At 62.5% G+C, this 12,889-nt stretch carries 7 protein-coding genes and 1 pseudogene; 2 read left to right on the forward strand and 6 right to left on the reverse strand.

Annotated elements, in window-relative coordinates; genetic code table 11:
* Positions 1 to 178: 178 nt before the first annotated feature.
* The 5 genes and pseudogenes from CJU94_RS03100 to CJU94_RS03120 all read right to left on the reverse strand — a co-directional run bounded on the left by CJU94_RS03100 (position 179) and on the right by CJU94_RS03120 (position 7,922).
* On the reverse strand, positions 179 to 4,621 hold the full coding sequence (locus tag CJU94_RS03100; protein ID WP_244220911.1) for an ATP-binding protein: 4,443 nt from the start codon (positions 4,619 to 4,621) through the stop codon (positions 179 to 181).
* Between the two features lie 63 nt (positions 4,622 to 4,684).
* Positions 4,685 to 5,422, reverse strand: coding sequence for an aquaporin Z (gene aqpZ, locus CJU94_RS03105; protein WP_095417511.1), 738 nt, complete (start codon positions 5,420 to 5,422; stop codon positions 4,685 to 4,687).
* A 250-nt stretch (positions 5,423 to 5,672) separates the two neighbouring features.
* Positions 5,673 to 6,318, reverse strand: a pseudogene (locus CJU94_RS03110) (response regulator).
* Positions 6,319 to 6,426: 108 nt separating this feature from the next.
* Complete coding sequence (locus CJU94_RS03115; protein ID WP_095417512.1) at positions 6,427 to 7,116, reverse strand: response regulator; 690 nt, start codon at positions 7,114 to 7,116, stop codon at positions 6,427 to 6,429.
* Positions 7,117 to 7,256: 140 nt separating this feature from the next.
* On the reverse strand, positions 7,257 to 7,922 hold the full coding sequence (locus tag CJU94_RS03120) for a response regulator (RefSeq protein ID WP_095417513.1): 666 nt from the start codon (positions 7,920 to 7,922) through the stop codon (positions 7,257 to 7,259).
* A gap of 729 nt (positions 7,923 to 8,651) precedes the next feature.
* Here CJU94_RS03120 and CJU94_RS03125 point away from each other — a divergent pair.
* A complete protein-coding gene (locus CJU94_RS03125) occupies positions 8,652 to 10,052 on the forward strand; it encodes a transposase (protein WP_095417514.1) in 1,401 nt (466 codons plus the stop codon).
* A gap of 157 nt (positions 10,053 to 10,209) precedes the next feature.
* Here CJU94_RS03125 and CJU94_RS03130 read toward each other — a convergent pair whose 3' ends face one another.
* Positions 10,210 to 11,523: an MFS transporter gene (locus CJU94_RS03130; protein ID WP_095417515.1), complete on the reverse strand. Its 1,314-nt coding sequence runs from the start codon at positions 11,521 to 11,523 to the stop codon at positions 10,210 to 10,212.
* Between the two features lie 95 nt (positions 11,524 to 11,618).
* On the opposite strand from CJU94_RS03130, the gene CJU94_RS03135 reads away from it, so the two are divergent.
* Positions 11,619 to 12,506 (forward strand): LysR family transcriptional regulator, encoded by an 888-nt coding sequence (locus CJU94_RS03135; protein ID WP_095417516.1) that lies wholly within the window; start codon positions 11,619 to 11,621, stop codon positions 12,504 to 12,506.
* Positions 12,507 to 12,889 lie beyond the last annotated feature (383 nt).

Raw genomic sequence — 12,889 nt, forward strand, 5'->3', positions numbered from 1 at the left:
TGCTTCCGTTTGCGAGAAGTGACTCCTTCATCGAGGGATGTCTCCAAATCTTTAACGCGGCTTCGGCCGCGTTTTTTTTGCCCTGCCGTCACGCACGCCCCAACATGGGTCCGCTTCGCTACGCGGCAATCACCGTTGTGCGGGATGACGCGCGTCCGGTCTTCTCAACGGCAGAGGGCTATACGAGCAAGGCGGCCTGTTGTTCGATTCCATCCAGCATGGCATTGCATTTGTTGATTAACACGATCCCGTCATGGCGCACATGTTCCGGCGGTTTGACATTGATTTCGCGACGGTAGTCTTCGAGCGCGATGAGCATCGGCGGATATTGCAGCACGCTCGCCGCCCCTGCCACGCGATGAAGCCACTCGCGCACGCGCTCCAGCTCGTTGCGCTCGGAGCCGACGCGCTCGAGCAACGGCGACAGCGACTGCACGTCTTCGCGCACCGACGATACGAACGAGTCGAGCAAGGCCTTGACGGTCGATTCGCTACCCCACAGTTGCGTCATGTGCCCCAGGTCGACCGGGACGAACGCGTCGACGCCGCCGTGAACAGCCGGTGTGGCGACAGCCGGCGCTCTGACGGTCTCCGGAGCCGCGGCATGCCCCGCGCTGTCGGAGCCGAACCAACGGCTCAGATACTCGCGCAGCGTGGCCAGCCGGGTCGGCTTCACCAGGCTGTCGTCCATGCCGGCGTCGCGACACAGATTCAGGTCTTCCGGCGCGGTGTTCGCCGTGATACCCAAAATAGGCAGCCGATGCATGCCGCCCTGCTCGCCTTCGCGGATGCGGCGGGTGAGTTCGTAGCCCGACACGTTCGGCATGTGGCAATCCGTGATCAGGCACCCGTAGTTCGTACGCTGCAGCGCGGCCAGCGCTTCCGCGCCATCGTTCGTCACGTCGCAGGCGAAACCGAGCAACGCGAGTTGATGGCGGATCAACTCCTGATTGACCGGGTGATCTTCCGCGACGAGGATCAACCGGCCACTGGCGATTGCCCTCTCGCGATCAGGCGGCGCGGCGCCGCTCTCGGGCGCTCGTGACACGGCTGCCGATCGCGACGCCACCGAAGGCAGTCCGGTCATCGCCGCGGCGCACGCGGCACCGAGGCCGCGCCACGAAATGGGGTTGATGCTGACGCGCACGTTGTCGTCCAGAATGCGGTAACCGGTCGGCTTCGGCTTCTCGGTCAGGCAGATGACGCGCGCACGCGCGCGAATGCCGGCGGGTAAATCCACGTCCTCGTTGACGAACAGCAAATCCAGGTCTTCCAGCGCGGCGCGATCGCGCAGTTCCGGCGCACCGGGCGACGCGCGGCGCAATGCGAGTCCAAGCGCTTCGCCGAAGTGCATCAGTGCTTGAGCAACGCGTGCGTCGCCGGTCAGCACCAGCCCGCGCTTGCCGCGCAAGCCGTTCACGGAATAGCGTTGGGTCTCGACAGCCATGGCGAGTTGCACGGTCATGCGTGTGCCGCTGCCCGGCTCGCTATGCAATGCGAGCGAGCCGCCCATGAGGGCGATCAGCTTGCGGCAGATCGTCAAGCCGAGGCCCGTGCCGCCAAAACGGCGCGTGGTGGACGATTCCGCCTGCACGAACGGCTCGAACAGCTTGTCCTGCACCTCCGGCGCGATACCGATGCCCGTGTCCTCGACCGTCATTTCGAGCGTCTGGACCTCGCCGGTTTGCGCGATGACCGACACGCACACTTCGACCTCGCCTTGCGGCGTGAACTTGATGGCGTTGCCAAGCAGGTTGAAGAGAATCTGCCGCAATCGGACGCTGTCGCCCCGCAGGGTGGCGGCAACGTCCGGTGCGATATCCACGCGCACTTTCAAGCCCTTTTCGTGGGCCCGGCCCGCCAACAGGCCGACTGCGTTGTCCACCAGTTCACGTATGTCGATGGATTCAGCCTCGATCGTCAGCCGCCCGGCTTCGATTTTCGAATAGTCGAGCAAGTCGTCGAGGATCTGCAGCAGGGCGCCCGCCGACTCGTGGATCATGCCCAGCATCTCGCCCTGGTCCGCATTGAGCGGCGTGCGCTCCAGCACCTCCACGAGACCGAGCACGCCGTTCATCGGCGTGCGGATTTCGTGGCTCATCATTGCGAAGAAATCGTCTTTGGCGCGCGAAGCCGCTTCGGCCAGGTCTCTCGCTCGGGCCAGTTCGTCGGAGCGCGCGTGCTCGACGCTGGCGTCCACCCAGTAACCGCTCCAAACGACGCTGCCATCCGACTCGCGACGCGGCACCAATTCGGCGCGCGCCCACTTGATTGCCTGATCGCCGTCGAAACGGAATTCCATGTTCACCGGCGTCTCGCAGTGAGCCGAGCGCTCGAGTTCCGCGAGCACGAACGCCCTGTCCTCCTCGCACACGCGCTGGAAATCGACGTGATCGCTACTGCTCACCGAGCCGTCTTTCACGCCCAGCAGATGCCGCGTGTCGCCGCCGATATACGGAAACGAATACACGCCATCCGATGTGCGTCGCAGTTGAAACACCACCGCCGGCAGGGAGCGCGTCACGTCGAAGAGACGCCGTTCGGTTTCGCGCGCGCGCATTTCGGCGCGCCGGATGTCCGTGATATCGACCACCGTTCCCAGCACGCACACCGGCTGACCGGCGCTGTCACGGCAGACCCTGGCCCAAAAAAGGCCGTGCCGCACATTGCCCGCACCGCGCTCGAACTGCAACTCCAGTTGCGCCGTCTCGCGGCCGCTCAGCATCTCGCGGGTCATGTCGCCGAGTATGCGGCTGTTCGGCTCGCCCCACGTCTGAACGTCCATGGTGTTTCTTCCGATGACCGCCTCGCGGCTCAGTCCGCACGCTTGCTCATAGGCCTCGTTGACCGCGATATAACGGCCTTCGAGGTCGATGGCGACGAGCGGATACGGCACCATCTTCATCATCGTTTCCTGGAAATTCAGTTGCAGTTCAAGCTCGAGCTCGGTCTTCTTGCGCAGCCTGACTTCCCGCTGCAGCAACAGATACGCACGCAGCGTGACCAGCAGCGCGACGCCGATTCCGATCAGCAACGGCAGCAGGCGCACCGCGGTCACGCTCCATATGCCGGAGTCCGGCGCGCTGCCGGTGACCCACTTCTGCCGGATGCGCTGCCTTTCCGCGGGCGGCATGGCGAGCAACGCGCGGTCGATCAGTCCCGCCAGCGGACTCAGGTCGGAGCGCACGGCGAAGTCGAGCGCGTCGGATTCGCTGACCGTGCCGAGGATTTTCAGGACACCGTCGTAGCGATCCTTGAGCAGAACGTCGATGGCGGCCACATTGCCGACCAGAACGTCCGCCTCGCCGGCCTCGACCATCCTGAGCGCGTCGTCGAGACTGGGGGCGATAGCCACGTGGTCCGCCGAAATGCGCTCGAACGCGAGCGGAATCGAGCCGGCAATATGAGACGAAACGACGATGCGGCGAGACGCGAAGTCGTTCAGCGATCTGGCTGCCGGCTCGTCCTCGCGCCCGACGATCACCAGCGGGTAGCTCTCGTATGCAAGGGTATGCCGCGCCAGCTTGAGTCGCGGATCATGAATCGAGGCCGTGGCGAGCATCGCCAGTTCGCCGTGCTGAAAGGCTTCGATCGCGGCGGGCCAGTCGGCCGTGCGGGCGCGGTTGAACACGACGCCGAGTGTGCGGCTCAGGTACGCCAGATATTCCGCGGCAATGCCCGCAGGCTGACCGGAATTGTCGACGTAGCTGAACGGGGACCAGCCGTTGTCGAAGCCGATCTGCAACGGTGGCAAGGAACGAAGCCAGGCCTGCTCCTGCGGCGTCAGCACGAGACGCGGCGCAACCGGCACGGGCTTCGCGTCGAAGTTGCCGGACAGCCAGCGCACGCGGATCGCCGCCTCGTCGGCCGGGTTCATCGAGGCGAGCGCCTCGTCGAGCTGGTCGCGCAGCGCAGCGCGGCTGCGTGGCACCGCGAAGCGCAAATTGGCGGTCCGGCTGCTTTCCTCGAACGCCACGTACAAGCTACGGAACTCCTCCGTCGCCAATGCATATCGAACAGCCGGCGTGAAGCCGAGATAAACATCGGCGTCGCCCCGGGCCACCGCGGAGAGTGCGGCATGCGTCGTGGCGAATGCGCCGATCGCCGCGTGCGGAAAGCGCTCCCGTGCCACGCGCTCGAGCGCAAAACCTTTTTCCACCGCGATACGTGCGCCAGCAATCTGGGCAGGACTCGCGTAACTGTCACCGTCCCGGCGAACTACCGCCGAGGAAGAAGAACGAAAATACGGTGCGGTAAAACTCAAGCAGCGTTCGCGTTCCGGCGTGCGGGCTATGCTCGTCAACAGATCGACCTCTCCGGCGCATGCGGCGGCAAGCAATTGCGGCACGTCTGGAAACGCCTTGGCTTCGATGACGACGTTCGGCCCGATGAGCGCGCGCAGATAATCGACGCTCATGCCCGTGAGATGACCGTCTTGCAAATAGTCGAGCGGAAGCCAGCCGCTGGCGAGAACGCCGACGGTCAGTTTCGCGGGAAAAGCGGCCGCTCCCTGGCTGTTCGAACGATTGTCGAACAGCTGGGCCGCACCGGCCGTTTGGGCCACGGCAAATAAGAGCCATGCGAGCACACCAAGCCACACGCGTTCTAGTGCGCGCCTCATTGCAACGTTTGGCGGGAAATTGACGGCAGACACGATGATGGCACCCAACAACACTCAGACAACTTAGCCTCGCCCGTCGGCGAGTCCAGCGGTACCGCGCGCAGGCTTGCCGTGCAGAAGCGAAAACAGAGCGCCGGCGGCGACACCGCCCGACAGCGGCGCAGCCCAGAACAGCCAGAGCTGATCCAGCGCCCAATCTCCGACGAACAGCGCCTGTGCCGTGGAGCGAGCGGGATTGACGGAGCCGTTGGTAACCGGGATCGACACCAGATAGACAAGCGCGAGACAGGCGCCGACCACCAACGGCGCGATTGGCTGCAGGTCGCGCCGGCGCGCGACCATGAGGTTTGCCATGACAAAGCAGAAGGACAGCACGAACTCGATGGCCAACGCCGAATGCATTTGGTAGTCAGCGGGCGAATGGTCGCCGAAGCCATTTGCCGCGAACTCGCTTGCGCGCAGATCGAAGCCGGGACGGCCGCCCGCCACGTAAAGAAGCAGTGCTGCGGCCACGATCGCGCCGACAATCTGCGAGGCGATGTAGGGGAGCAGATCCCTGACCGGGAAACGGTGTGCGACAGTAAAGCCCACGGTGACAGCGGGATTGAAATGTCCGCCGGACAGGCGGCCGATGCAGTAACTGGCCGTGGCGAGCGCGAGACCGAACGCCAACGCCGCCTCCTGCACCCCGCCCGCCTGCTGGATCGCGCCGACGTTCAGCACGATGCCGCCGCAGCCGACGAAAACCAGCCATGCCGTTCCCGCACTCTCCACCAACAACCGCTTCCCTAACGCAACCATGCCGCCTCCCGTTTCTGTCTACGAGGCAGACGGCCCTGCACGATTGCCATAAGACGTCTGCCTGAATTCGCTCGGCTCGGGCATCGCTCGGCGTGACGAAACGACTGCTTTCGTCACGGGAGCATCGAATAAAGCCGCAGTGAACTCGGAACTATGGGGCGGCAATGCCCCGCAACCAATCGGAACACTCTTAAATTCGTCTCCCTGCAAAAGGCTTTTCCGGCGGCGCAATGCACGACGCGACCTGCGTTCAGGCGAGACCGAGCTGACGCGCGTAGTCGATCAGATCGGCTTCTGTTTCCAGCCCGAGCTTGCGCATCGCGCTACGTTTCTGCGTACTGATGGTTTTACCGCTGCGCTGCAAACGCACTGCGATTTCGTGAACGGCGAGACCTTGCACATAAAGCTGGAAGATTTCCCACTCGCGCGCGCTCAGCACGCCGGCCCGAAGCTGCGGCGGCGTGTCCGCCGTTTCAATGGCCGCACGCGCGTGCTCCGATAAATAGACGCGGCCGGCAATAGCCGCCTCGATGGCATCGAGCAACGCAGTGACCGTCTCGCGCTTGTCGACGATGCCTCCCACGCCGATGTGCAGGAGCCCTGTGAGCATATGCGCATGACAGATCATGGTGAGCACGACGACGCAGGGATGAGGCCGGCCTCGCAACAGGCGGCGCAAAAACGACACCGCGTTGCTGCCGTCGTGAATGCCCCGGCATGTTGATATCCGACACGACGACGTCGCACGCATAAGCGTCGAGTAATTCAGCGAGGCCATGAGTGTCGGCCGCTTCGCCGACCAATTCGATGTACGGCACGGATTGCAGCATTTGCTTGACGCCGACACGAACGCAGTCGTGATCGTCCGCCACGATGACGCGGATCTTTTGTCTCATTCTTGTTGTCTTTTTTGGACTGGCATGCCCCGCACGAGCCGTGCTTCCCCAGGCGATGCCAATGCTTCCTGTATTCGTCGCGCCACGGCGCGACACGCGGCCGGCTCGTCACCGGTTCTGCACGCGCTCCTCGGGAATCACACCGTATTCGACGGCGAAGCGGAACAGTTCCGCATCGCTATGCAGCGCGAGCTTGCGCATTGCCGTGCACTTCTGCGCGCTGATCGTTTTGACGCTGCGCCCCAAACGGGCGGCGATCTCGGTCACGCCGAACCCTGACGCATACTGCGTGAACACCTCGAGTTCACGGCGCGACAACATCTGCCGGACAAAATCGAGCCGCTGGGTCACCGTTGCGTCGGCGATCAATGCGCGCACCGCCGGCCCGACATAGCACTCGCGCGCCAGCGCGGTGACGACGGCCACGTGGATCAGGTCGATCCGGTCGCGCTTGCTCACCAATGCGTCGGCGCCGAGAGAAATCACTTTTTGAAGTTCGGCCGCCTCGGTTTCCATGGTGAGCACGACGAGCGCGATCTCGGGGTAGCGCATCTTGAACTGCCTGACCACTTCCAGACCGCTGCCGTCCGAACCGCCCGGCATATAGAGGTCCATGAGGACCAGATCGCATGAACCGCGGTCGACTTCCGTGAAGAGTTCTGTCGCGTCCGCCGCGCGACCGACAATCTCCATATTCGGATAACCGCCCATCAGATTTTCAATCGCCAGCAGCACCAGTGGATGATCGTCCGCGATGATGGCTCGAATGGGCGTGCTTACCTCAGCGGTATCGCGCATCTTCTAATTTTCCTCCCTACCTTGATTGACTGCCGCCCTCTTCAGTGAAACCAGCTCCTGTCCCGATCATTAAACATTTTTCAGAAAACAAACATAAGATCGCTCCGAAACACCCCCATTCAATTAAAAAAGTAAATTGCTTAGATATGCGATTGAAAACCAGGAATTCCATTTGCGCGAACGTACGAGAAAAGACCGGGATCGTTGGCGACACCGAGTTTGACCATTGCCTCGCGCTTTTTCCTGCTGACCGTTCGACGGTGACAGCCTAGCGTCGCCGCGATTTCAGAGATCGACTGGCCGTCCACCAGCAGCCTGACGACTTCCGCCTGGATACCCGATAAACGCGGCGCCGGCGGTCGCTCGCACGTCAGGTCCGGCGGGCGCGCCAGCGCTTCGACGATGGACCGTCCAAGGTAGGCTTCGCCTTGCCGGGTGGTGGCGATCGCCGGCCAAAGCTCGTCGGTCGACTCCGCCTTGCCGAGCATGCTCACGGCGCCGTCCGACACAATGGCGCGGAGGATCGCCGCGTTCGTCAGCGTGGTCATCACCACGATGTGCAAGTGCGGCCAGTCGCAGCGGATTCGCCGGACGAGATCGAGGCCGTCGTCGGCGGCACCTGAGCGTTGCGGCATCGCGAGATCGGTGACGAGCACGTCGCAAGGCGTGGTGTGCAAACGTTCGAGCAGCGATAGGGGATTCGTCGCCTCGTCGACGATCGTGACACCGGCATGCATGGTTAACGTCGCGCGGATGCCAAGCAGAACGAAATGATGATCGTCCGCCAGGATAATTCGAAGGCTCACCGGGGTTTTCTCTCGTTTGTTGTAGGATTATTTTCAAATGCGCAGTCAAAATCTGACGCACTCTACCTATTCTTTGACGGCCGTTTGTCGACGCATGGCGTGTCAACGCGGTCATAAAATCACCACCACGACGGCACGAAAATCGGAGCGCTCCGAATCCTGTAGAGAAACCAATTACCTATTGCGGATTTATCAAAGAAGAAAGCAATAAATACGCAATATGAATATTTCGCACTTTCTTAAAAGGACTCGAGAGTGCCGACTTCTCGCTTGTTTTTTCTCGGACTCGCTCCGGCCTCGGCGCTTTTCATCTGAACACCGATCCATTTCCTGGTGATGTGATCCGGCGTGGCCGGTTGCCTTCGTGCACCAGATTCATCGTCAGGCGGCAGTGATCAAACTCACGTTGCTCTATTCCTCAATCAATGCCTTGTTGATGCTCTCGTAGTTGACTTGCAGGGGCTCACATCGCTCAGCGCATCGCCCACGAAGGACTCAGTGCGGATCTTCCTGTCCCGCGTATCGCTCGTCTGTCAGTATGCCCCGAACTGGTTCGGGAGGGCCTTGCAATGGGGGGGGGGTGAGTGACCCCGCGCGTCTTTCATCTATCGCGGCGAGCATCGCCTTGATCGTCTCAATGAGTCTTTCGATTTGAAGGAGCCGTTTGTGCTGCCTATATTGCATATTCTATGCGATACTTCGTAGTGCAAAATAATGTAGAGAACAACAATGAAACTCTGGACGGCTTGGTGGGACGCGATCTGGCTGCTACGCCCAGCGTTTTCTCGCCTGCGCAGCTTCATGTGGTTCGCAACTGTCGTCGCTGGCTTGACTGTGCGCACCGAGTTGCTGGGCGTGACCAGCATCGTGCGGGCTCTCAAACTGCGGCCAGCCCTGTACAACAAGCTGCGTGACAGCCTGCATAGCGACGCCGTGCAGCTCGATCAGCTTTCAGCGCTGTGGACCCAGACGGTGCTGCGCCTGTTCCCTGACCCGCTACGCGTCAATGGCCGACTGGTTTTGGTCGGCGATGGCATCAAGGTGGCCAAGAGCGGCAGGAAGATGCCCGGCGTCAAGCTGCTGCATCAACAGTCCGACTCCAACACCAAGCCCGAATACATCATGGGGCACTCGATGCAGGCGGTCAGTATGCTTGTGCGGGCCGCCCAGAGCGTCTTCGCCGTACCGCTGGCCGTGCGTATTCACGAAGGTCTGGTGTGGTCCAACCGCGATCGGCGTACCTTGCTCGACAAGATGATCTCGCTGCTTGGCATCGTCTCGGTGCAGCAGCCGTTCTACTTCGTGGCCGATGCCTACTACGCTGCTGGCAAGATCGTCAAAGGCCTGCGCGATCGGGACAACCACCTGGTCACACGCGTGAAGTCCAATGCAGTCGCCTGTGCCCCGTACGTGCAGCAGGGACCGCGCAAACGGGGGCGTCCCAGGCGCTACGGTGAGAAGATCAAACTCAAATCGCTACTGGCTGATCCCCAGGCCTTGCAATCCGCCCCCAGTCCGGTCTATGGCGAGCACAATGTCACCATTCACTATCGGGTCTGCGATCTGCTGTGGCCGGCGTACGGTCAGCTGGTTCGCTTCGTGGCAGTGACTCACCCAAGCAGGGGTTCGTGTCTGCTGATGTGCACCGACCTCAGTCTGGATGCCGTCGAGATCATCCGCCTGTATGGATTGCGCTTCAAGATCGAGTACAGCTTCAAACAGGCGGTGCATCGGATCGGCACATTCGCGTACCACTTCTGGATGCAGGACATGAAGCCGCTCGCCCGCCGAAACGGCGATCAATACCTTCATCGCGAGTCACTCGAGTACCGCAACGCCGTCAAGCGCAAGATCCACGCGTACCACGTCTTTATGCACGCTGGCATCGTCTGTCAGGGACTGCTTCACTATCTGGCAGCGGTGTTCCCTTCACAGGTCTGGAGTTCCTTTGGATCCTGGCTGCGCACTATCCGCCCCGGCATCCCTCCATCGGAGTTGGTCGTCGCCAACGCACTACGTCAATGCCTGCCCGAATTTCTCGTGAATAGCGCCAAAACCCATTTCTTCGCAAAATTCATCGCAGAAAGGCAGGACCCCGACACATTCGAGATGTTCCGCCTGGGCACATAGCCGAAAAACCACGCCTGAATTCGGCACTCTCGAGAAAAGGAGTATGTCCGGAAAAAGTCGAGGACTCGGGCGCTCGCCGCGCGAGTTCCAGCGCGCGGGCCAACGGCATGAGAAAAAGCGCGGCGCCCGCCGCTTCGGCGACCGGCGCCGGCAACCGTCAGGTTGCGTCGCAAGCGCGTGCCGCCCTCACCTTGCTTTCACGTGCCGCGCGCGGAAACACCGGCAGCGCGATCAATGCGCACACACTGGCCACGGCCCACACCATCGGCCACGAACCCACCGTCAGCAGCGGGGGAATCGCCAGCGGTGTCACGAACAGCGTGAGAAACACGCAGGTGTTGCCGATTGCCAGCGCCGTGCCGGCGCGGTTCGTCCCTGCCAGCGTGGCGAGTTCAGTAAAGGCCACGCCGTGCCATGCCGACGCGCTCACGCCGGCCAACACGACCATGAGCGCGAATATCACTGTCAGCGTCGCGTGATGCATGCCGGCGAGGCCTGTCAGCAGCGCGAGCGAGGCGAACAGCACCGCCGTCAGCAGACTGCAGATTCGCATGTAGCTCCGGCGATTGCCGCGCCGGTCGGTCCAACCGCCGCTCCAGACCCGCGCGATCGCGGCGCCCGTCTGCACCGCCGCCATCGTCACGCTGATCGCCCGCACCCCGGCGCGGCTGAAATCGTGCAGAAACACTGTCCCGAAGGTCAAGACGGCGAGTTGCGGCACGCACAACACGCCGGCACCGAGCGCCACGCGCCAGACGCCGATGTCGCGCAACGGCGAGACCCGGGCGCGCATGCCGCCTGCCGGCGCGTCGTGGGCTTCGCGCGCGCCGTCCGCACCGGTATGAGAAGGTTCGTGCAGCCAGCGCCATGCGAACGCGGCCGTGATCGCGCAGGCCAGCGCCAGCCCGGCATAGGCGCTCGCGAAACCGAAACGGGACGCGAGCACCGGCAGCAGCAAGGCGCCGAGGCCGCCGCCCGCCGGCACCGCAGTCTGGCGAATACTCATGGCGAGGCCGCGCTCGCCTTCGCGAAACCAGGCCATCACCGCGCGGCCGCTCGAACCGTTGACACTGCCACCGAGCAGGCCGACCAGCAACAGGCCGAGCGCGAGCGCGGTCACGCTCGGCACGTGCGCACCGGCCGGCACGACGAACAGCGCGAGGCCGGCGAGCGCGGCAGCGGTTGAAAGCAGTCCGAGGAGCAACACGCGCCGGTCGCCCCAGCGGTCGGTTAGCAGCCCCCATGGCAACTCGCTGACCGCGATGCCCAGACCGAGCATGCCGAGCACGAGGCCCAGCCCGTCATTGCCAAGGTGATAGCCCGAGCGCAAGAAAACCGCCGTCGTCGGAATTCCCGAAAATGCCGCCGAGAAACTCGCGTTCGCGGCAAATCCGACGCCGAGCACCTTCCACCGATGGCTTGCCGTTCGCCCGCCGGATAACCCTACGCCTGCAATCGTTTCGTTTCCCATCCCACCCTCCACAAAGAATCTGGAGGTATCCTACGGCTGGGCTTTCCATCGGAAAAGCCGGATTTTTAGATGACTTCCATCGGATATACCGAATCATGAGCCAGCGTGGATTCGACCTGACGCAGTTGCGGACCTTCGTCGCCGTCGCGGAATCGGGCAGCGTCTCGGCGGGCGCGGAACGCGTGTTCCTGTCGCAGTCTTCCGTCAGCGAGCAGTTGAAGAAGCTGGAGGAGCGCGCCGGCCAGCCGCTCTTCATACGCAGCAAGCAGGGCGTCAGCGCCACGCCCGCCGGCAGCCGCCTGCTCGACCATGCGCGGCGCATCATCGCGATGAGCGAAGCCGCCTTCGAAGATCTGCAAGGCCGCTCGCTCGACGGCGAGTTGCGCATCGCGATCACGGACTACTACCGGCCGCACGACATCGCGCGCATTCTCAAAACGTTCTCGGAACAGCACCCGCGCCTGAAGCTGCACGTCACCGTGCTGCCGAGCGCGGTGATCGACAGCAATGCGGGCGACGATGCGTCTTTCGACATCGGCCTCTCTCTGCGGCTCGTCACGAACAACACGCGCGCCGCCGGCCGACGCCCCCGCGCGCCGAGCACGGTTGTGCGTCGCGAAAGACTGCTGTGGGTCAGCGCGGCGGATTCACCTCCGCGGCCGGTGACGCCTTATTCGCTCGTGTTGCTGCCGTCGAGCTGCCAGTTGCAGCGGTTCGTGGTGAAACTGCTCGATGAGCACAAGGTGCCGTATGTGGTGTCGCACTCGGCTTCCGGCGTGGCCGGCTTGCAACTCGCGCTGAAAGCGGGGCTCGGCATGTCCTGCCTGAACGAGTCGTCGATCGGCGGCGGCGTCGTGGCCTGTCCGGCGAGCGTCGGCTTGCCCGCGTTGCCCGCCGTGGAGTTCCATCTGCTACCTGGACGAATCGGCGAAAGCGAACGTGTGAGCAATGCGCGCACGGCGTTGACGCGCCTCTTCAGCTGACCGCCTGCAAAGCAGATTCGCGCCGTCTCGCTGAAGCACGTGATCCATCATCAATCACAATGGTGCGATAACGTGGGCGCACAGGAAGATTCTCAATGAACATTGAAAGCCTCCTGGCCGACATCTATCATGATCATGAGTCAGATCAAGTAAGGGACGATTCGCTGTTGACGGGCAGAATGAATTCCTGCAACCTCGCAGGCGCTGCTTAACGTTTCAAGCGTCTATTACCGCAGCCCGAAAGCCGCCGCCCACTGGCGCATTCAGGCCGATCATTGTTCTAAAAAGCAATCGCATCGCCGTAGCAAATCAACTGTCGTTATTCAGAATAAGTCTGTTTTCGATTTGCTGTTTTTGCGCTCGTTTTAGAAAAAAACTTGCGG

Origin of the sequence: Paraburkholderia aromaticivorans, from assembly GCF_002278075.1 — a bacterium.
GTDB classification, from domain to species: domain Bacteria; phylum Pseudomonadota; class Gammaproteobacteria; order Burkholderiales; family Burkholderiaceae; genus Paraburkholderia; species Paraburkholderia aromaticivorans.